Raw genomic sequence first — 21,408 nt, 5'->3', positions numbered from 1 at the left:
GCGTATGCGATGAATAATTTTTATAGAAGCAGCAAGGCAAAAAAAGTTGAGATTAAGAACGAACTGGGTGAGGTTGTGGATAAGATGCTGAGAGAAGTACCTTACAGTGGTCAGTCCATTGATGGAGAAGGCTTCATGATTGAGGATTTTCCAGATCTGAACTGCGATGTGGAGCACTGTGTACTGACAAAAATGGAACAGCAGGATATTCACAAAGTGATCAATCAGCTGAACTCAGAGGAACGCATGATTATTTATGGCATTTTCTTTGAAAACAAGACACAGACACAGATGGCGGAGATTATGGGGATTTCCAGACAGATGCTGTCATACAAGCTGAAATCCACTCTTAATAAGATGCGTGAAATGTATATGAATAAATTTTTTTAAAAAATTTTTCAAAATCTTTTGCATCTGCCAAAGTCATTTGACTTTAGTAATTAGAGGAAGTTAAAGGACTTCCTAAAATGAACCATGATAACTGAATATCCAATAATAACTGACGTGACATTTCATGCAGAGAGCACGAGGAAGATGCCGCTATAGGATTATAAGACAAAACCAAGATTTTTAGTTCAGTCTGTAATGCTGCGAAAAAGCACTGACCGAAGCCAGCTGGCAGGCTGGTGATGCGATGATATGTATGAGATGCGATACACTTGCAGATCCTGAGAAGTCTGTAACTGGTAAACCTATGAACTGCTGGAGCCTGGAAACGAGAGTTTTTGGGTTGTGGTCCGGAGTATGCATTCGGGCAGGTTATTATTCCCTTCCTGCATATGCAGGAGTAACGATTCGGGGTATCGAGGATAAATAGAATCGAGCGAGCACTGTTTAATAATCAAATTGGCTATAGAGGTTATGCGGCAGAGCTTTCCTTATGGGAAAGAAACTCTGCCGTATTCCTGTGGAGCCAATATAGCGCTATGGATGCTTTACAAATAAAAATAATAGATTGGAGAGAGGACAAATGACAATCCGCAGAGGAGATATTTTATGGGCAGATCTCGGTATGTTTCCTACAACATCTGTTCAGGGTGGTGTAAGACCGGTGATCGTAGTGAGCAATAATAAAGCCAATACATACAGTTCAGTCATTACAGTAGTTCCGCTGACATCAAGAATATATAAGAAGCGATATTTACCAACACATGTATTTATCAGTAAATACGATATGACAGGGATTCGAAAAGGAAGCCTGGCATTGGCTGAACAGGTTATGAGCATTTCTACAAAATGCATTATTGAGAAATGCGGAAGAGTAAATAAGTGGAGCCTGGATCGGGTGCTGAAAGCGGTACGGATTCAAATGGGAATGAACGAAAGCGAGAAATGATATTCCTGCTTTCGACAATTCAACAGAAAACGACGTCATAAAATGTAGACAACACAAAAGAATGACAATACAGGACGAGAGGTTCTGGTGATTTTTTAGAGACGATTGAATATGATTTATAAAGGGAGGGATTGCGATGGCATTAAAAATTGTAAGAAGATATGATGCAAATGGTAATGTGATCGAAGATAAAGATTTAGAAAGATTCAAATTGGATTCCCCGGTAGTTCGTCAGATCTTATATCAGATGAATAAAGAGATGGGAGCAGTTGATAATATTAAAGTCGATGCAGCTGAAAGAAGAAATTTTATATAACTTACTTTAATAAATAAAATAAGTTGAAATTTCTCTGAAAAGATGGTATAGTGTACGTGAGAGGAGGAAAGAGCGAGGTGAGAAACATAAGAATTGGAAAGAATACCTCAAATAATAAAAAAACAGGATTGTATATCAGAGTTTCTACAAATTTTCAGTTTGAAGAAGGATATTCAGTAGGTGCTCAGACGGAGAAGCTTGAAAAGTATTGTAATTATCAGGAGATTGATAATTATGATTTGTATATTGACGGTGGCTATTCAGGAAGCAATTTGAATCGACCGGAGATGAAACGTCTTATTAAAGAAATTCAAGAGGGCAAAGTGGAATCAGTTGTAGTTGTTAAACTTGATCGTTTGTCCAGAAGCCAGAAAGATACGATTTATCTTCTTGAAGATGTGTTTGAAGCAAATGATGTTGGATTTATTTCTTTAAATGAGAACTTTGATACAACAACACCATATGGAAAAGCAATGGTAGGTATCTTATCTGTATTTGCTCAGTATGAACGTGAAAACATTCGTGAACGTACACAGATGGGAATTACAGAGAGAATCAAAACCGGAAAATGGAGAGGGACGAAACCACCATTTGGTTATGACTATAATAACGGTGATGACGTTCTTGTGCCAAATAAAGATGCAGAAACAGTCAGAAAGATTTTTGAATTATATAAGGAAGGCTATTCCACGTATGCACTGGCAAAGATGTTCGATTTAAAAGGAGACAAGCAAGTGTCCGATATGTTGTCCAGAGTGACATACATTGGAAAGCTCAAATATAATAAAGAAATCGTTGATGGTCTTCATGAGCCGATAGTTGATAAAAAACTGTTTGATGAAGTTCAGGAATTACGAAAAACAAGAACGAGAGCAACTTCTCATAAATCACAGTATTTACTTACTGGGTTAATATATTGTGGATTATGTGGGGCAAAGATGCGTTATCAAAAATGGAGCGGTGGAAGAGTGATGATTTACTGTTACTCATTAGACCATAGTAAACCGCACTTGGTTAAGAATCCAAATTGCCAGAACGGAAAATTGGATGCAGCTGAAGTTGAAGATGTTGTTGTTAGTGATATGCTGAAATTATCAAAGGAGTATGAGGTAATCGAGGAAAAATCAGAACAGCAAAATCAAAAAGGATTTGAAGCTATGAACCAGAGAAAATCAGTTCTTGAAGGTAAGCTGAAATCCCTGTATAATTTATATGCATCCGATACCAATAATAGTGTCCTGCTGGAGACAATTGGTGAGATCAATAAAGAACTGGAAAATCTGAATACACAGATAGAACAGTACACATTAAAGAACACCAGAGCTAAAGATATGACAGCAAGAGCTAAAGCATTCAAAAGTGTTGCTGACAGCTGGGAGTTCATGTCTTTCAATGAAAGACAGAAGACTGTACGTGAATATATCAAAAAGATTAAAATATCGAATGATTATGTTGAAATTGAGTATAATGATCTTTTGACACTACAGTAAATTACATTTCTATAGTTAATACATCGCAAGGGGATATATCTTCTTGCGTGTAAAATTTCATATATCTTATTCAAGATAATTACCCTATTGGATAAAGGAAATTTCAAAATTTCCACTATAATACATTATCCCAATGATATCCGGAGAAATAAAACGTTTCCTGCGGGATGACGGTATGATAAAGGTAAGCCGTTCCTTAAAAGAGCTGTCTTACAAGATCTTTCAGGCAAGGGAAGCACTGACCGCAAGCCTGGGCCGCGAGCCGACGCTCGAGGAGCTGGCTGTTACAATGGATGTAGACAAAGAAGAAATAGTACAGGCCATGGAAGCCGGCGGAGAAGTAGAGTCACTGTATAAACCGATCCACCAGAAGGAGGGAAACGAGATCCGTCTTGTGGACAAGTTGGAAGAAAAAGAAAGAAAGGAGGAAAAAATTCTGGACCATATGCTCCTGGCACAACTGCTGGAGACTTTGGATAAAGAAGAAAGACAGCTTATATATCTGCGGTACTTTGCGGATGAAACACAGTCCCAGGTGGGGAAAAAACTTGGGATCTCCCAAGTACAGGTCTCACGTATGGAGAAGCGGATTATTGAGAATCTGCGGCGGCTGGGGAGTTAGATGGGGAGGGGACGCCGGCCCAGATGCACCCAGCGTCGTAAAAGGTGAGGCGGCTTCCGGCGGACTGTGTATGCCATTTCCGGGGCCTCAAAGTGCGCGGGTTAGAATCCGTTAGAGAAAAAACAGGAAATATTGAGGGCAGAATTTGTTTTACAAAAACAAATTCTGTTGCCGCCGGCGGCGCGAATGCATCGGCATTCGGGCCAACTGCGGCAAGCACCCTCAATATTTCCTGTTTTTTCTCTTACGGATTCTCCGCAAACGGCCGGTTCCGGAAATGGCATACACAGTCCGCCGGAAGCCGCCTCACCTTTTACGACGCGAACGTATACTTTCGCATTTTTTTCAAATACTATCACTACTATATTTTTGGAAAGGTTAGGTGGCCTCTATGGAAAATGGAAGAAGGAAAATTCGTATCTGCCTCTTCGGCATTGTGCTTGCGGCGGTGGTTGTGGGTATTTTTTATTATTATTTTAATGGAAGCGGGCAGCCCTCTGCCAGTGAGGGAACTCTGATTCAGGGACCGAAGGTGGAATACTATGGCTGTTAATCATGATACAGTGTATCTCAAGGGTGACAGGAACGTTGAGGTACAGAAAAAAGATGTCACCTTAGGTGATATTGTTGCTATGGAGTGCAGCAATAAGGAGATGATTCCAAAACTGAAAACCCTGAAGATCCTGAAGATACCGGATAAGAAAAAACAGCGTATGGTAATCTCTATCTTAAAAATTATTGCCTGTATCCATGAGAAATATCCCGGACTTGAAGTACAAAATCTGGGAGAACAGGATATAATTATCACTTATGAAGAGCAGAAGACGCCCGGTATGGTATGGCATGTAATAAAAACGGTCATTGTAGTGCTGATTACTTTCTGCGGCGCTGCTTTTTCGATTATGGCTTTTAATAATGACGTTTCTACGTCAAGATTATTTTCACAGATTTACGAGTATGTGACAGGCGACGTTTCCGATGGATTCACAATACTTGAGGTGTCCTATTCTGTAGGAATTACGGTAGGTATCCTTGTATTTTTCAATCACTTCGGAAAGAAGCGCTTTACAGTGGATCCGACGCCTATGGAGGTGCAGATGCGCCTTTACGAAAATGATATCCAGACAACTCTGGTCGAGGATGCATCAAGAAGGGAGCAGGAGCTGGATGTGGGTAAATCAAATCATATTAGCAGTCATCGGACTTAGCGGCGGGCTTGTCGTCGCAGGCGGGCTGTTTTCTTTTATTATAGAGCTGGGAGTGGTAGCAGATTTTGCAGACCGGACACATACCGGCGACAGAATTCTGCTTTATGAAGACTGTGTCGCCCTGGGGGGTATTGCAGGTAATCTTTTTTCCGTATTTGAGATCCATATCTCTCACGGAAACTGGCTGATCCCGGTATTTGGGATTCTGGCCGGTATCTTTGTGGGCTGCTGGTCAATGGCTTTGGCTGAGATATTGAATGTATTCCCGATTTTTGTACGCAGGCTGAAAATTGTACGGTATATATCTGCGTTTATCATCAGCATGGCGCTTGGAAAAGGGATCGGGTCTTTTGTGTTCTTTTTGCAGCGGTGGTAGCAGGAAGGTAAAATGAAGAGTCAGCCGTAAGCCTAAAAGTTTGTTAAGAAGTTTTCAAAGAACGAGTCAGAAAACTTGACTTATTTCTTATGCCGGTGTAAAATTTAGAAGTAGTATAAGGCTATCCAATCAAGGAATATGTTTCTTAATTAGGGTAGCCAGTTTTTATTTAGGAGGAGAAGGTATGAAAAAGAAAATCTTGAGCGCACTGCTGTGCGCAACGTTGGTTATCGGCCTGGTTGCAGGCTGCGGTGCCAAACCGGCTGCAGAGGCAGACACTTCAGATTCAGACGACAAGAAGACAGAGAGCACATCAGGCATTGCAAAGGAAGATCTGAAAGTCGGCTTTGTACATGTTTCTGATGCCAGTGATATGGGGTATACATACAACCATGATCTGGGAACCAAGGAGATGCAGGAAGCATTGGGATTAAGCGATGATCAGATTATCAATAAGTTCAATGTTCCTGAGGGTGCTGAATGTGATACCGCGCTGAGAGAATTGGTTGACGCCGGCTGCAACATTATTTTCGCAACAAGTTTTGGATTTGAAGACTACGTAAAAGAAGTAGCAGCGGAGTACCCGGATATCCAGTTCTGCCACGCTACAGGATTCCAGGCAAAAGACTCCGGATTGAGCAACATGCATAATTATTTTGCATCTATTTTTGAAGCCCGTTACCTGGCAGGTATCGCAGCAGGTATGAAGACAGAGTCTAATAAGCTGGGTTATGTAGCTGCGTTCCCGTTTGCTGAGGTTATCAGTGGATATACAGCATTCTACCTGGGGGCTAAGAGTGTGAATCCGGATGTGACCATGGATATCATGTATACGAATTCATGGAACGACCCAACGGTTGAATCACAGGTTGCAAAAGCTTTGATCGAGAGAGGCTGCGATGTGGTTTCCCAGCATTCAGACTCTACGGCACCGGCAACGACGGCTGAGGAGTACGGCGCTTTCCAGGTTGGATATAACAATGATATGATTGAAGCAGCACCGAAGGCTTCCCTGATTTCCGCACGTATTGACTGGGGTATCTATGTAACGGATGCAGTACAGGCAATGATTGACGGCAAGGAGATCCCGGTTGACTGGTGTAAAGGTCTGAAAGATGGCGCAGTTTATCTGTCACCACTGAATACTGACATTGCAGCAGAGGGAACTCAGGAAGCAATCGACAAGGCGACTAAGGCACTTGAGGCAGGCGAGATCCACGTATTCGATGGTCCTCTGAAAGGGACAAGCCCGGATGGCGAAACAATAGAAGTTGCTGAAGGCGATTACTATCACGAGCAGGAAGAAGCTTCCGCACCATCCTGGTGTTACATCATCGAAGGATGCAATGTGGTTGAATAATCGAGTTGCCGGGAGCACCCGATTGGTGTGAAAAGCAGCATTATCGATTCATCCAGGGATAAGTTCATTGACAGAGCCGTTGTATGACGGCTCTGTTTTTGGAGAGAGGCCTTTTCGGGCATTCCGTAATGCATGTCATTGCAGGGACGTGTATTGCGGTGTACCCGAACGGGGGACAGAAAAGGAAGAGAAGAAAGACAGGAAGAGTAAAAGGAGGGTGAAGACTTGGGCGAGACTACAGAGTATGCTGTGAAAATGCATCACGTCACCAAAACATTTGGAAAGGTCGTTGCCAACAAGGATGTTGACCTGGAGCTGAAGAACGGAGAGATACTGGCGCTCCTTGGTGAAAATGGGAGCGGTAAAACGACGCTGATGAATATGCTTTCAGGGATTTATTTCCCGGATCATGGGGAAATCAGTATCCACGGCACACAGGTGACAATCCGTTCGCCGAGGGATGCGTTTGGACTGGGAATCGGAATGATCCACCAGCATTTTAAACTGGTAGATGTTCTGACGGCGGCGGAAAACATCGTGCTGGGACTTGACGGGAAGGCGGTGCTGAACCGGAAAGAAGTAAATAAAAAGGTGGCGGAGATTGCATCCAGATATGGGTTTGAGATCGATCCTGCCAAGAAGATTTATAACATGGCCGTCTCAGAGAAACAGACGGTTGAAATTCTGAAGGTTTTGTACAGAGGGGCAGATATCCTGATTCTGGATGAGCCTACGGCAGTACTGACGCCGCAGGAGACGGAGAAGCTTTTCGCGGTGCTGCGTAACATGAAAAAGGATGGCAAATCCATCATCATTATTACGCATAAGCTGCATGAGGTGCTGGCGATATCCGACCGTGTGGCGATACTTCGCAAGGGGGAATACATAGGTGCTGTTGAGACAGCAAAGACAAACCAGGCGGAGCTGACGGAGATGATGGTAGGGCGTCCGGTCAGTCTGGAGATCGACAGACCGAAGCAGGAGCGGGGCATTGAGCGTCTTCAGGTCATTGACCTGACCTGCCTGAATGGTGAGGGCGTCAAGGCGCTGGACAATGTCTCTTTCTCGGCGTATGGAGGTGAGATACTGGGTGTTGCCGGAATTGCTGGCAGCGGCCAAAAAGAACTCTGTGAGGCGATTGCCGGCCTGTATCCTGCCATCGGCGGCTCGGTGCTCTACGCGGGAGAACATAACGGAGAGCCGATCAAAGAGCGCATTCTGGGGCTCAAGCCCGACGAGATTGTAAAAAAGGGCATCTCTATGGCCTTCGTTCCTGAAGACAGGCTTGGTATGGGGCTGGTTGCCGGAATGGATATGACAGACAACGTAATGCTTCGAAGCTACAAAGATAAAAAAGGCCTTTTTGTAGATCGGAAAACACCAAAGGCAGTGGCTGAACAGCTCATTGAGGAGCTGGAGATTGTAACGCCCGGAGTAGAGACGCCTGTGGGAAGGCTTTCCGGGGGGAACGTCCAGAAGGTACTGCTGGGCAGAGAGATTGCCCTGAGCCCGTCCGTATTGATTGTGGCATATCCGGTGCGGGGGCTGGACATCAACTCTTCCTATCGGATCTATGACCTGCTGAACGAACAGAAGAAAAAGGGTGTGGCTGTTATATTTATCGGAGAAGATCTGGACGTGCTGATGGAACTCTCCGACCGCATTATGGTTCTCTGCGGAGGAAAGGTGAGCGGTATTGTAGATCCGCGCACAGTGACGAAGGAAGATATCGGCCTGATGATGATCCATGTGGGGGAAGAGAAAAACGGCCCGAAGAGCAGTGACGAGGAAAGTGCCGGCGGACATCCAGCCGGTGAAAATAAGGATGAGACTACAAAAGAGGAGGCAGGGGTATGAGCAGTAAGCAGACACAGGTAAAAGAACCACTGATCCGTATGGTGAAAAGAGGTTCTATTTCACAGCAGAAGGCCTGGGGAATCCGTGCGGCCGCTTTTCTTCTGTCGCTTGTGACCGGGGGGCTTTTAATCCTGGTTCTCGGACATAACCCGCTTGCTGTATATAAGGCAATGGTAATCGGATCCTGGGGTTCCAGAACTGTAATCCATGAGACCGTAAAACTTGCGGTTCCGCTTCTGATCACGGCAATCGGTATTTCCTTTGCGTTTAAAATGAAGTTCTGGAATATCGGGGCAGAGGGGCAGATCCTTGTGGGGGCAGTTGCAGCGGGTGCGTTTGGATTGTTCACCGCGCATATCTTCCCAAAGATTCCGCTTGTGATTCTGATGCTTCTGGCAGGTATGGCAGCTGGCGGCCTTTACGGTCTGCTTCCGGCAGTCTGTAAGGCAAAATGGGGAACCAATGAGACACTGTTTACCCTGATGCTGAACTATATCGCACTTGCATTTATTAAATATCTGATGAATGGCCCGTGGAAAGCGCCGGGAAGCAGTTTTCCGAAGATTGCCATGCTGGTGCAGGGCGCAAGGCTGAAAAAGGTACTGGGCGTCCACTGGGGCTGGATTCTGGCACTGGTTCTGGTTGTCCTGGCATTCATCTATTTCAATAAGACGAAGCAGGGCTATGAGATTGCTGTTGTGGGACAGAGCAATAACACGGCGAGATATGCGGGAATCAACGTCAGCAAAGTTTTTATCCGCACTATGTTTTTATCCGGTGCAATGTGCGGCCTCGTAGGAATGCTCCAGTTTGCGGGCGCAGATTACACGATAACGGAAGGAACCGCAGGCGGTGTCGGATTCACTGCGATCACGGTGGCATGGCTGGCAAAGATGAACCCCTTTGGAATGCTTGTGGTTTCCGTATTTATCGCCATGCTTGAGAGGGGATCCAATACCATTCAGACGAATTTTAAGATACCGGCTTCGGCTTCGGATCTGTTGATCGGAATCATCCTTTTCTTCATGCTTGGATGTGAGTTCTTTATTACATACCGTCTGATATTCAGAGGAAAGGAGGAACAGCATGCTTAGTACATTAAACAGTTTATTCATTGCGGCAGTACTGGCAGGTACACCGCTGCTGCTGGGGGCGCTGGGGGAAATCCTGACTGAAAAATCAGGAAACATGAACCTCGGTGTGGAAGGCATGATGTTCATGGGGGCGATTACCGGTCTGGCAGGCTCTTACTATTACGAGCAGGCCGTGGCAAAATCCGGCGGCAGTGTCAGCGGGACGGTATCTGCATTGATTGCGCTTTTGGTGTCATTTATAGCGGGAGCCTTTGGAGCGCTGATCTACGCGTTCCTCACCATTTCTCTGCGTGCGAACCAGAACGTAACCGGTCTGACGCTGACCATCTTCGGTACAGGTTTCGGCAACTTTTTTGGGGAATACATCGGACAAAAGGCCGGTGGATATGTAGCAGTAAGCGGTACCACAAAAGCAGCTTTTTCAAGGCTGCATATACCGGTGCTGTCTGATATCCCGATTATAGGCAAGCTGTTATTCGAATATAACTGGCTGGTATATTTTGCAGTGATCCTGTCCATATTTATGGCATGGTTCTTTAACAAATCCCGTGTGGGCCTGAACCTCAGAGCAATTGGGGAAGATCCGGCCACAGCCGATGCGGCGGGAATCAATATTACAAAATACAAGTATATTGCAACCGTAGTGGGCGGTGGAATTTGTGGAATCGGCGGTATGTACATGAGCATGGTTACCACATCCGGCGTCTGGGTACACGGATGTGTCAGCGGCTACGGCTGGCTCGCTGTTGCCCTTGTAATTTTTGCGACATGGAGACCTGCAAAAGGAATATTAGTTGCACTGATATTCGGGGGCCTGACAATCATGCGTATGTACGTAAATATCCCGGGACTCCCGGCACAGATCTATGACATGCTGCCATATGTGGCAACAATCGTGGTTCTGGTAGTCACAAGCATGCGCCAGAGCAAAGAGCATGCACAGCCGAAGAGCTGCGGCCTAAATTACTTCCGGGAGGAGCGGTAGTGACGGTGATCGAGGTGGGGACGCTGTGAAAAACCGCGGAGAAGCGGATGCTGCCGGAAACGGGAACAGGGGGGCTGGAAACGGTATACGGCGGTAAGCTGGAGTAAAGCAAAAAGGAAGGAAAACCAGGGAGATATGTGATTTGTGATCACATATCTCACCCTAGTTTTCCTTCCTTTTTACTTAACTCCAGCTAATCGCCGTAAAGACGCTTCCAGCCCCCCTGTCCCCGTTTCCGGCAGCATCCGCTTCTCCGCGGTTTTTCACAGCTGGGTGCATCCGGGCGGAAATGAACGGCACTTAGCGAGGCTCTGATGGGGGAGGTGGATGGAATTGAACTTACGATAAGATTGGGGAGGATAAGTATATAAAGAATCTTAACCATCATAAGCCAAATTCGCTTCTTCATTCCCTCTCCGCGCAGGCGCCCGACACTCTAAATAACCTTAAACAGCCAATAAATAATCCCCAAAGCCCAGCTCGTGAATATCCCATAAAGTATCACCGGCCCCGCGATGGTAAAGATCTTACACCCAATCCCGAAGACTTGCCCTTCTTTTTTATATTCAATAGCAGGTGATGCAACAGAGTTGGCGAATCCTGTGATAGGAACCAGGGCTCCGGCTCCGCCCCATTTTGCGATTTTAGGATAGATATTGATTCCGGTAAGTATAACGCTGAGCAGAACCAGGAGCAGGGAAGTCCAGCTGCCGCATTCGTCCTTGGATAAGCTCTGAAGTTCACAGTAATTGTAGATGAACTGCCCGACCGTGCAGATGATTCCTCCCGTAACAAAAGCTTTTGCCATATTAACATAAACATTGTGAACAGGAGTTTTTTGTTTTACATAATCCTGGTACTGCTTTTCCTGCTTCATTTTTTCTACTTTATCCATATCTGTTTCTCCTTTAAACACTAGATTGAGATTAGTATTTGGAAAATAAGATAGAATATACCAGCAAAATTGGTTCTGTTTATTTTTTATAACTATGAGCACTTAGTGGCCGATTTTTTGGACACTTATGTGTGATGCATAAAAAATAGTCGGCTAGGTTTTTTCGCGCCTTACTATTTTTTATAGTTTTTCTCTTTGCTTTGTAAATCTTTTTACGGAAACCAGATAACTTACTGCAACCATTATGATATCAAGCAAAACAGCAATAATCCAGAAGATAAATGGATGCTTACCGGTTAAAAACGGTATTATAATATCATACAAATCGGTCAGCGTGATGATCAGAAAAAGTCCGACCGGGAGAATCACCGTGAGCAGATAAATGATGGAGGCTGCGTTCAGACCAGTGATGAAGCTGGATAATAGATTGACACTGGTGATAAATACGGCGCTCAGCCAGCCGCCTAAAAATAAAAGAGCGTATGTCTTCCATGAGATGCTGTCTGTGATAGCGTGATGCAGGATACAGAACAGGAGCATCTCGGCCAGATACAGGAGATGGCAGGAAAATGCGGCCTGAAACCGCGCTGTAACGATATCCCTCTGTGTATAAGGCATAAGCCTTGCAGACATCATTCCCTTGTAATTGGTATCCAGATCCTTCATCGTTGCCGGTAACCCTGACATGCTGATGGGCGAGGCAATCACCAGGAAAGTAATGGCGCCGTAAATATTTCTCAGCACGAGCAGGAAAAATAAAAAGTATACGGCTTCCATAATATAGGTTACTTTTGTATTCTTTCTATAAAACGTAAGCAGATCTCTGTAAACTAATCCTGACATGTGATAACCCCCTTAATATAGAAAAGCATAATGTCTTCAATGGTTGCGCGTTCGATGACCAGATCCGAAAAATGGGATAGCAGCTCCTGTTTGCTGCGGACCAGGACCTGTACGGAGTAATCGCCCTTTATATAAGCCTGATAATCATCCGGCGAAAGCGCTTCGAAAAAGCTGCTGCTGCAGTTCAACACCCCGTATTGGTTATCAATTTCCTCTTTTGACTTCATGAACCGAATCCTGCCTTCATGCATGAAGATGATATAATCAGCTATTTTATCCAGGTCACTCGTGATATGGGATGAGATCAGGACAGAATGATTTTCATCCAGAACAAAATCCTGAAGAAGATCCAGGATTTCGTCTCTCATCACCGGATCCAGCCCGGATGTTGCCTCATCAAGAATCAAAAACTCGGGATTGTGGGATAAAGCAATTGCGAAGTTCAGCTTTACGTTCATACCCTTTGATAATTCCTTTATTTTTTTGTCTGCGGGAAGGTGGAATCTGTCCAGGTATTCTTTAAAAAGATTGCTGTCCCAGTTTGTATAAGAACGCTTCATAATGGCGTCAATATCGCGGCAGTAAAGGTGCGGAACCTGGTGCAGTTCATCCAGGACGGCTCCGACCTTCTGTTTAATCTCACGCTCCTGTTTTCTAAAATCCATATCCAATACACGTATATCACCGCTTTCAATGGAGATCATATTCAAGATGGCGGAAATTGTAGTTGATTTGCCGGCGCCGTTCTCCCCGATCAGGCCGACGATCATCCCCTTGGGAACCGTAAAAGACACATCATCCAGTTTGAAATCCTTATATGTTTTCGTTAGATGGCTTACGCTTAATATATGATCCGTAAAATATTCCATAAATCAGTCCTCCTTGTAAAATAATTCAAGAATATGAATGAGCTGTGACAGCGGGATACCGTTGCACCTTGCTATCCCGGCAGCTTCTTTGAGCTTTTCTTCCGCAATCCGCAGCTGTTCTTCTCTAATAAAATCTTTGTTCCGGGCAGAGACGAAGGTTCCTTTCCCGGGAATTGTTTCTATAAATCCATCCCTCTGAAGATCTTCGTAAGCATGCTGAGCGGTGATAACGCTGATGTGCAGGCTCTTAGCAAGCATACGCATAGAAGGAAGGGCATCCCCGGCCTTGAGCTGTCCGCTCATAATCATCCCTTTAATCTGGGATGTAATCTGCTCATAGATAGGCTTCCCCCCGCTGCTGCTGAGAATAATATCCAAATGTAATCCCTCCTTCCCGTAGAACATCGTATAATCATTAACAACTATTTTTTTTAGAAACATTGCGCAGCCAAACATGTACTCAACTGTACTTACTGTATAAGTACAATATATACAAAAAGTATAATTTTGTCAATAATTTATTTTAAAAACTACCCACAGCTAAAAAAGCCCCCATCCCTATCCCATCCGCAGTTCCGGTCAGCACCGCCAAAATCCGAGTGCATCCCTTCCGACCGGATGCACCAGCTTACCGTGAGCCGGGAGATGCTGCGGGAAGTGCCTGTCCTGTTGGAAATGCATATGAGCAAGCTTAGCAGCAGTTAGAGGAAATCCGCAGAATCAGCCGGAAAAAAGCTGCTCCCGAAGCAGCTTTTTAAAACACCTGAGGCGCTTAATCATCAGATTAAGCGGTGAATGTGTTTGGTTCCGGCTGATTCTGCGGATTTCCTCTTACTGCTGCTTAGCACAGCGGGCTGTATTTCCAACAGGACAGGCACTTCCCGCAGCATCTCCCGGCTCACGGTAAGCGTCCCCCATGAATAATTTGCAACAACCCTGGCATACTAATCATAAAAATCCAAGCAAATTATAAATGGAAACGAGGGAAAGAGATGAATCAGGTAAAAGGCAGCCAGAGCATCGGCTTTGGAGAATCTCCTTATCTTATCAGCAGCGGCTCCGTAGTCGGAAGTAAGGAAGCGGAAGGGCCGCTTGCAAAATTATTTGATATGACAAACCAGGATGATCTTTTCGGGGCAAAGACCTGGGAAGAGGCAGAGAGCAATATGCAGAAAGAGGCGTGCGTACTGGCATTGGGTAAAGCACATGTACCGCCGGAAAATGTGCGGTATCTGTTTGGAGGCGACCTTCTGCGTCAGGGGATTGCAACTTCTATGGGGGTTGAGGCGCTGCAGATTCCTATGTTCGGACTGTACGGAGCATGCTCCACTTCAGGAGAAGCGCTGGCACTCAGCGCGATGAGCGTAGCAGCAGGGTATGGGGACTATATGCTGGCTGTCACATCCAGCCATTTCGGGAGCGCAGAAAAAGAATTCCGTTTTCCTTTGGGGTATGCGAACCAACGGCCATTATCTGCGCATTGGACTGTGACAGGGAGCGGTGCATTTCTGGTGGGTACCGAAAAAAGCCATATCCGCATCAGCGGGGTAACCGTAGGTAAAATTGTGGATTATGGGCTAAAAGATTCCCAGAATATGGGAGCATGTATGGCGCCGGCCGCGGCGGACACCATTGCACAGAACCTGCAGGATTTTGGGAGAAAAGTGGAAGATTACGACAGAATTATTACCGGAGACCTGGGGTACGTGGGGCAGGATATTCTGTTCGACCTGATGCAGGGAAAAGGCTATGATATTAAGACAAAACATATGGACTGCGGCATGACAATCTATGACCAGCAGGCCCAGGATACCCATGCAGGGGGAAGCGGGTGCGGGTGTGCGGCAGTCACTCTGGCGGCCTATATTCTGCCGAAGGTGAAAAAAGGGGAGTGGAAGCGAATTCTGTTTGTTCCTACAGGTGCACTGATGTCCACCGTCAGTTTTAACGAGGGAGCCAGCGTGCCCGGTATTGCACATGCCATTGTGCTGGAACATTGTTAGTTTAAAAGAAGCAGGGTTGTAAATTTAAAAATTACGCCCTCAAAGGAGGTTCTTATGGATTATTTAAAAGCATTTTTAATAGGCGGTATCATCTGTGCAGTGGTGCAGATTCTGTTGGACCGTACAAAACTTATGCCGGGAAGGATCATGGTACTTCTTGTATGCAGCGGTGCTGTTCTGGGGTTCCTTAATATATACGAGCCATTCCAGAAATTTGCAGGTGCAGGGGCAAGCGTTCCGCTGCTTGGTTTTGGCAATGTTCTCTGGCAGGGCGTGAAGGAAGCGGTAGATAAAAATGGATTTCTGGGAATATTTATGGGCGGTTTCAAGGCAAGCGCCGTTGGAATCTCGGCAGCCTTGATTTTTGGGTATATTGCATCCTTTATTTTCGAGCCGCGGATGAAAAAATAAAATCCATATAAAATATATGTAAAATTATGTTGTTTTTTGTAAATGATAATGTTATCGTAATAATGCGGGAAAATTTCAAATAGCAGTATATTTTTAGGAGGAAACGTATGAATTACGTAAGCATTATTATCCCTTTTGTCGGGGGCCTTGGCATGTTCATATATGGAATGCAGATTATGGCCCAGGGGCTTGAAAATGCCGCCGGCAGTAAGATGAAGACATTATTGGAAGCACTGACAAAGAATAAGTTTTTTGGTGTTCTGCTCGGTGCTTTTATTACGGCCGTTATTCAGAGCTCTTCAGCCACAACGGTCATGGTTGTCGGTTTTGTGAATGCAGGAATTATGAACCTGACCCAGGCAATGGGCGTAATTATGGGAGCCAATATCGGTACAACCGTTACCGGCTGGCTTGTATCCAGTGTGGAGTGGGCGAAGTTTTTAAGCCCCGGCAATCTGGCGCCGATCGCAATCATGCTTGGTGTGATCGTGATGCTGACAGGGACAAGGCGTTCGACAAAAGATGTCTCCAGTATTATCATAGGATTTGGTCTGTTGTTTGTCGGTATTACGACGATGTCATCGGCAGTCTCTCCGCTTCAGGAATCAGAAGGATTCCGCAATATCTTTGTAACGCTTGGACACAATCCGTTTCTTGGGATTATCGCGGGAGCAGTGGTCACCGCCATTATACAGAGTTCTTCCGCCTCTGTGGGTATTTTGCAGAGTCTTGCGGCGGCGGGGCTGGTTCCGTTCAATGCTGCGGTTTACATTATCATGGGACAGAACATCGGTACCTGCGTCACTGCCATTATGTCCAGTATCGGCGCAAAAAAGACGGCGAAGACAGCAGCGGTTATGCACCTTTTATTTAATATTATAGGAACTGTACTCTTCAGTGTTGTTGCGATCGTTTTTTTCAAGGTCATCTACCCGAATGCGGGAGGCGGCATCATCACACAGACAGAGATCAGTACGGTGCATACAATTTTCAATGTTGGAACCACTGTCCTTCTCTTCCCGGTTTCTGACTGGATCATTAAACTGGCCAAGAAGATGGAAAAGGAAGACGACAGAGAAGTGGACCAGAGCCGTGTACTTTTGGACGACAGAATCCTGGAGACACCTGGGATTGCACTGCAGTCAGCAGTCAGCGAGGTTGTCCGTATGGGAACCATCGTAAAGGGGACATTGGAAAAGTCCAGGAATGTTATGTTTACAAAAGACTATCAGGAGATTCTGGATATTAAAGAGGAAGAAAATGTGGTGGACAGGCTGTGCAGCGGCATCACTGATTATGTCATCAAGATCAGCGCGCTGTCCATTAATGAGAAAGAGCACCAGCACATTGCGAGTATCCTGCAGACCCTGTCAGATATTGAGAGAATCAGTGATTACTGCGAAAATATTTCGGAATTTGCTGAGACACTGCAGGAAAGAAAGGCAGAATTTTCCGAAATCGGTACTGCCGAGCTCAGAGAGATGATCAATGTCTGTATCGACAGCTACGTGTATGCAATCGAGGCATTTGAGGAAAACAGCAAAGAGAAGGCTATGAAGGTGATAGAGAAAGAGAGCCAGGCTGATGATCTGGAGATCCGCCTGCGCAGCGAGCATATGAAACGTCTGGCCACGAACCAGTGCAATACGGATGCGGGAATTGTATATCTGGATGCACTTGTGTGTCTGGAACGTATCTCTGACCACTCCAGAAACATTGCAGAAGAAGTACTTACAGTAGCAAATTAATCTACAGGGACTGCTGCACGAACCGCTGAATGCGGTGAGTCGGCAGTCCTTTAGAGTAACAGTTCAGGCATGTCTGACCTGTTACTCTTTCTATCAAAAAGGCCCGGCAAAACTACGCCGGGTCTTCTGTTATCTGCGTTTAAGGTTTCAGTGCTTCGTCCAGCATTGCCGCTATATTTTCCGGCGGAACATCATCGAGAATCGTTCCCTGGCTCGGTGAGAGAACCAGTCCGGTTGGAAAGATTTCACGAAGTTGTCGTACCTTAGCCCTGACTTCCTCGGGGGTGCCGTTAGGAAGCAGTTCCTGTATATCTATTCCACCGCAGAAAGAGACGCTTTCCCCATAGGTATCTTTAATCCGGCTTGGATCCATTCCAACGGCTGTAGCCTGCAGCGGATGGATAAAATCGGCTCCCGCTTCAATGAGTTCCGGCATAGCGTCGAATATGGCTCCGCAGGAGTGATAGATGACTTTGACTCCATAGCTGTGGGCCTGCTCAATAATCTTTTTAGCTCCCGGCATAACAAAATCATGAATCATTTCCCGGGAGAGCATAAGCCCCTGCTGGCTTCCAAAGTCATTGGCAATAATAATGGCATCCAGCATTCCCTTTGTGGACTCAAAAACCACTTCATTAGCTTTCAAGTAGAAATCCACAATTTTATCGTCCACAGCCATGTAAATCTCCGGATTGCTGACCATATTCATCAGCGCAGTCTCCATGCCGAATGCGGCGCATGTATCCTGAAAATGTGCGCTCCATACCTGTGCTAGGGTGGCGCGGCCATCCGGAGCCATTGCACAGCGGCGTCTTACTTCCTCCGCATCAATATACTTTCTTGGGTCCGGCCAGTCGAAAAAATCCAGATCCGATATCTCCTGCGCAGCTTTAAAGCAGCCGTCGGCCGTCAGGGTCCGGTGGTCCGGATCTACGTTCGAGCCATTTCTGTACCAGTCGAAAGCGGCTGCTATGCTGGTAGCGTAACCTGAATCATAAGGAATATCAAAAGCATACACATCATCGCCTGCTTTGACCTGCAGCTCGTGCCAGTTGGATACGCCGAAATACCGGCATAGGATATTCATTTCCTCTCCGATCGGTGCACTCATCCATATGGGGGGTCTGTCTAAAGGCTGCCTTGCTGCGGCAGCAAGAAAACGTTCTTTTCCTGTCATTTTTAAATCTCCTTTCGTTAGAGTACGGAACTCCTTTAAACTAATATTAAAAAAAATCCAGGCTGTATACAAGACACTGGAAAATATTGAAATAGTATGAGAGTATTATTTCTCGGTAAGAAATTGACGTGATTTCCATTATTATTTATAATAAGATAGTACAAAAATTAAAATGAGCCAAAGACAGGAGATGAGGCTATGGAATATATAAAAGATGCCCCTTTTGCAAATATATTTGTATGTAACGGCGATATAGATTTTAATGACTATTATTATATATCGCCATTTAAGGAGATCGAGGACAGCATTTATTATTGTGTCAACAGAACGGGAATTGAATCCCGGGTACCCAGTCTGTTCTTTGTAGAACGGGACAGTACCATGAGCTGCTGCGAGGTGTTCTGCATTTTTTCTGGAAAGGGAAAGCTGACTTTCCGGGGCAATACTTACGAGTTGGGTAAAAACCAAGTGATTGTACTTCCTGCTGGGGAAGAACATTCTTATGGAAGTGATGAGGCGGAGCCGCTTGGAATGTCATGGGTAGAATTCTATGGGGGCGACAGCAGAAGGCTGACGCGCCATATCGTAGACACACAGGGCCCTGTGATCGAAGGAATGATATTTTCAGATGCGTCCGCAGCATTGGGAATATTACAGCAGAAACTAATGATTGATGAGCGGCAGAATGTCTCCCTGGAGATCTACAGCCTGCTGCTGGAAATATTAAAAAATGAGAGACGCTACGCAATGGTCGAGATTTCCCAGGATGTAAAAGCCAACTTCTCCCGCGTAGAGGCTTACATAGACGCCCATCTAAGGGATGGGATTACAAACAGCCAACTGGCGGATGTCTGTGGGATCAGCCTTCCCTATTTTATCAAACAGTTCAAAGCCATTTACCGGATGACACCCCAGGAATTCGTTATGAACAGAAGGCTGAGGAAAGGCAGACAGATGCTGATGCAGACTGGACTGCCGGTCGACGAAATCTCGGAAATGCTGGGCTTTTGCAATACAAGCCATTTCATACGCCGCTTCAGAGAAAAAGAAAAAATGACTCCGGCGCAGTACAGGGGGGCTTATCGGATTGGGTAGAATCTGTTTCGGAAGCAGATTCTACCCATGTGGGCGTCCGATTTTGCAATTCTATGGTTTAATTGGATATCATGGGGGTTAATTTGTTATATAGCCGTAAGGTCTTGGCTTCGTTTGTAATCTCGAAAAGAATTGTCTGTTTGAAATCGTAAAAGATTATCATAAAGTAACGGTGTTTATCACCATCACCAATCAGATCCCGGAGGGCTTCTATTACTATCCCATTGACCACTATTTCACCGTGAACATTTATTTTTTTATTTATAATCTGGGCTTCCGAACCGATGTAGATATTTTTAATTCTGCATGCTGGCAGCGTATATGTTAGTGTATCACTGCCCCTGTCTTTTACTGTCAGAACTTGTCCGGATATACCCAGTGTCACTGTTGTTCCCATGCTGACTGACGGTATTCCATCTAACATAATAAAATCTGCCTCTGGATCTTTATTGCTGCTGCTGAATAATCCCATAATATTTTCCTCCTTAAAGTTCAATTGAGAAAGACCGCTGCCCGTTATTTGAGTATCTCCAATTGTTATTTCTCAAATGTTTTGTTTTTTAATTTTCTTTATTATATAATACAACGCGCTATATGTCAGCGCAATTCGTTCACTGAATAATTTTTTTTACTGTCATGCACTTAACAAGGATTTAACATTATGATGATTTCAAATTTTACATTGATTTTATATGATTGCATTGTGAAGAAAATGGTTCAAGTAAATGTCGGGTATTCGCCCGAAGATTAATTTAAGATGTAAAGGAGAATTGTGAAATGAGAATGAAAAAGTTTATTGCAGTTTTATCTATGGTTAGTATGCTGGCAGTTGCGGCAACAGGATGCGGCAGCGACAGCAAGGCGGGAGATACTGCCGAGGCAAATGCAGATACAAAGACGGAGCAGGAGAGTGCTTCCTGGGACAGCTCCTATGATATTACAATTGTATCCCGTGAGGATGGTTCTGGTACAAGAGGCGCGTTTATCGAGCTATTCGGGATCGAAGAAAAAAATGGCGATGAAAAGGTTGATATGACAACGGAGGAGGCGCAGATTACAAACAGCACTTCCGTTATGATGACGACAGTAGCAGGCGACGAGTACGCGATCGGATATATTTCACTCGGATCACTGGACGACAGTGTGAAGGCCTTAAAAATCGACGGTGCAGAGGCAACCGCTGAAAATGTAAAATCTGGTACATATAAAGTATCCAGACCGTTTAACATTGCAACCAAGGAAAACCTGGACAACGAAGTGGCAAAAGATTTTGTTAACTTCATTATGAGCGAGGAAGGGCAGGCCGTTGTAGAAGAAAATCACTATATTGCAGTGGATGATGTAAAACCTTTTGAGGGTACAAGTCCGTCAGGAAAGGCGGTAGTCGGCGGTTCATCTTCCATCTCTCCGGTAATGGAAAAGCTGATCGAGGCATACAAGGCTGTCAATGCAAATGCCGAAATCGAACTTCAGACAACGGATTCTACGACAGGAATGACATCTGCGATTGACGGAAGCTACGATATCGGAATGGCATCGAGAGAGCTGAAAGATACGGAACTGTCAGAGGGGCTTCAGGCGACTGTGATTGCAACAGACGGAATTGCAGTGATTGTGAACAAAAACAGCACAGTAGATGAGCTGAGCAGTGACCAGGTAAAAGCAATCTATACCGGTGAGGCAGTCACCTGGGATGACGTGATTGAATAAAGCTCAGAAACCT

Annotated in this window: 22 protein-coding genes and 1 pseudogene; 17 read left to right on the top strand and 6 right to left on the bottom strand. The window is 45.2% G+C overall.

Translation table 11 applies throughout. The features are described 5' to 3' along the window. The 12 genes and pseudogenes from ARB69_RS09560 to ARB69_RS09505 form a co-directional block, all read left to right on the top strand. The coding region (locus tag ARB69_RS09560) for a sigma factor-like helix-turn-helix DNA-binding protein (protein ID WP_055152821.1) at positions 1-390 on the top strand (390 nt) is incomplete at its 5' end. 580 nt (positions 391-970) lie between these two features. Then, positions 971-1,336, top strand: a complete 366-nt coding sequence (locus ARB69_RS09555) for a type II toxin-antitoxin system PemK/MazF family toxin (RefSeq protein ID WP_055057333.1) — start codon at positions 971-973, stop codon at positions 1,334-1,336. Positions 1,337-1,472: 136 nt separating this feature from the next. Further along, complete coding sequence (locus ARB69_RS09550) at positions 1,473-1,652, top strand: hypothetical protein (RefSeq protein ID WP_008688169.1); 180 nt, start codon at positions 1,473-1,475, stop codon at positions 1,650-1,652. A 77-nt stretch (positions 1,653-1,729) separates the two neighbouring features. Continuing rightward, entirely contained in the window at positions 1,730-3,142 is a 1,413-nt protein-coding gene (locus ARB69_RS09545; protein ID WP_055057334.1) for a recombinase family protein, read from the top strand. 121 nt (positions 3,143-3,263) lie between these two features. Then, positions 3,264-3,764, top strand: a pseudogene (locus ARB69_RS09540) (sigma-70 family RNA polymerase sigma factor); the annotation flags it as partial. Positions 3,765-4,155: 391 nt separating this feature from the next. After that, positions 4,156-4,317, top strand: a complete 162-nt coding sequence (locus ARB69_RS27160) for a hypothetical protein (protein WP_167702493.1) — start codon at positions 4,156-4,158, stop codon at positions 4,315-4,317. After that, positions 4,307-4,972 carry a stage V sporulation protein AA gene (locus tag ARB69_RS09530; RefSeq protein WP_050640065.1) on the top strand — a complete coding sequence of 222 codons (666 nt, stop codon included), beginning with the start codon at positions 4,307-4,309 and terminating at the stop codon, positions 4,970-4,972. Before ARB69_RS27160 ends, ARB69_RS09530 begins: the two co-directional genes overlap by 11 nt. Beyond that, on the top strand, positions 4,932-5,348 hold the full coding sequence (locus ARB69_RS09525) for a stage V sporulation protein AB (protein WP_025656558.1): 417 nt from the start codon (positions 4,932-4,934) through the stop codon (positions 5,346-5,348). Before ARB69_RS09530 ends, ARB69_RS09525 begins: the two co-directional genes overlap by 41 nt. 184 nt (positions 5,349-5,532) lie before the next feature. Beyond that, a complete protein-coding gene (locus tag ARB69_RS09520) occupies positions 5,533-6,708 on the top strand; it encodes a BMP family ABC transporter substrate-binding protein (RefSeq protein WP_050640064.1) in 1,176 nt (391 codons plus the stop codon). 255 nt (positions 6,709-6,963) lie between these two features. Beyond that, on the top strand, positions 6,964-8,565 hold the full coding sequence (locus ARB69_RS09515; RefSeq protein ID WP_050640837.1) for an ABC transporter ATP-binding protein: 1,602 nt from the start codon (positions 6,964-6,966) through the stop codon (positions 8,563-8,565). Continuing rightward, a complete protein-coding gene (locus ARB69_RS09510; protein WP_025656561.1) occupies positions 8,562-9,659 on the top strand; it encodes an ABC transporter permease in 1,098 nt (365 codons plus the stop codon). Before ARB69_RS09515 ends, ARB69_RS09510 begins: the two co-directional genes overlap by 4 nt. Further along, entirely contained in the window at positions 9,652-10,644 is a 993-nt protein-coding gene (locus ARB69_RS09505; RefSeq protein ID WP_055152818.1) for an ABC transporter permease, read from the top strand. Before ARB69_RS09510 ends, ARB69_RS09505 begins: the two co-directional genes overlap by 8 nt. 436 nt (positions 10,645-11,080) lie before the next feature. Here the strand turns inward: ARB69_RS09505 and spoVAC are convergent, their stop codons facing one another. From spoVAC to ARB69_RS09485, 4 genes are all read right to left on the bottom strand, one after another. Further along, positions 11,081-11,539, bottom strand: coding sequence for a stage V sporulation protein AC (gene spoVAC, locus ARB69_RS09500; protein WP_025656569.1), 459 nt, complete (start codon positions 11,537-11,539; stop codon positions 11,081-11,083). A gap of 180 nt (positions 11,540-11,719) precedes the next feature. Beyond that, positions 11,720-12,382, bottom strand: a complete 663-nt coding sequence (locus ARB69_RS09495; protein ID WP_050640062.1) for an ABC-2 transporter permease — start codon at positions 12,380-12,382, stop codon at positions 11,720-11,722. Next, positions 12,370-13,251 carry an ABC transporter ATP-binding protein gene (locus tag ARB69_RS09490; RefSeq protein ID WP_055152816.1) on the bottom strand — a complete coding sequence of 294 codons (882 nt, stop codon included), beginning with the start codon at positions 13,249-13,251 and terminating at the stop codon, positions 12,370-12,372. Before ARB69_RS09490 ends, ARB69_RS09495 begins: the two co-directional genes overlap by 13 nt. Before the next feature lie 3 nt (positions 13,252-13,254). Next, positions 13,255-13,629 carry a GntR family transcriptional regulator gene (locus ARB69_RS09485; RefSeq protein WP_050640060.1) on the bottom strand — a complete coding sequence of 125 codons (375 nt, stop codon included), beginning with the start codon at positions 13,627-13,629 and terminating at the stop codon, positions 13,255-13,257. A gap of 614 nt (positions 13,630-14,243) precedes the next feature. Between ARB69_RS09485 and ARB69_RS09480 the strand changes: the two genes are divergently transcribed. The 3 genes from ARB69_RS09480 to ARB69_RS09470 all read left to right on the top strand — a co-directional run bounded on the left by ARB69_RS09480 (position 14,244) and on the right by ARB69_RS09470 (position 17,413). Continuing rightward, complete coding sequence (locus ARB69_RS09480) at positions 14,244-15,254, top strand: stage V sporulation protein AD (protein WP_025656573.1); 1,011 nt, start codon at positions 14,244-14,246, stop codon at positions 15,252-15,254. A gap of 54 nt (positions 15,255-15,308) precedes the next feature. Beyond that, entirely contained in the window at positions 15,309-15,665 is a 357-nt protein-coding gene (gene spoVAE / locus ARB69_RS09475; protein WP_050640059.1) for a stage V sporulation protein AE, read from the top strand. Positions 15,666-15,772: 107 nt separating this feature from the next. After that, positions 15,773-17,413 (top strand): Na/Pi cotransporter family protein, encoded by a 1,641-nt coding sequence (locus ARB69_RS09470; RefSeq protein WP_055152814.1) that lies wholly within the window; start codon positions 15,773-15,775, stop codon positions 17,411-17,413. Positions 17,414-17,552: 139 nt separating this feature from the next. On the opposite strand, the gene ARB69_RS09465 is transcribed toward ARB69_RS09470, so the two are convergent. Continuing rightward, positions 17,553-18,590, bottom strand: coding sequence for a uroporphyrinogen decarboxylase family protein (locus ARB69_RS09465; RefSeq protein WP_055152812.1), 1,038 nt, complete (start codon positions 18,588-18,590; stop codon positions 17,553-17,555). A gap of 198 nt (positions 18,591-18,788) precedes the next feature. On the opposite strand from ARB69_RS09465, the gene ARB69_RS09460 reads away from it, so the two are divergent. After that, a complete protein-coding gene (locus ARB69_RS09460) occupies positions 18,789-19,685 on the top strand; it encodes an AraC family transcriptional regulator (protein WP_055152810.1) in 897 nt (298 codons plus the stop codon). Between the two features lie 58 nt (positions 19,686-19,743). Here ARB69_RS09460 and ARB69_RS09455 read toward each other — a convergent pair whose 3' ends face one another. Then, the gene (locus tag ARB69_RS09455; protein ID WP_055152808.1) at positions 19,744-20,157 is read right to left on the bottom strand and encodes a hypothetical protein; all 414 of its coding nucleotides are present in this window, start codon (positions 20,155-20,157) and stop codon (positions 19,744-19,746) included. A gap of 305 nt (positions 20,158-20,462) precedes the next feature. Between ARB69_RS09455 and ARB69_RS09450 the strand changes: the two genes are divergently transcribed. Beyond that, positions 20,463-21,395: a substrate-binding domain-containing protein gene (locus tag ARB69_RS09450; RefSeq protein WP_050640054.1), complete on the top strand. Its 933-nt coding sequence runs from the start codon at positions 20,463-20,465 to the stop codon at positions 21,393-21,395. Positions 21,396-21,408 lie beyond the last annotated feature (13 nt).

It is taken from the genome of Faecalicatena contorta (assembly GCF_001404335.1).
Taxonomy (GTDB): Bacteria; Bacillota; Clostridia; order Lachnospirales; family Lachnospiraceae; genus Faecalicatena; species Faecalicatena contortus_B.
Note: the sequence above shows the minus strand (reverse complement) of the source record. Positions and strands in the feature narration are given on the sequence as shown.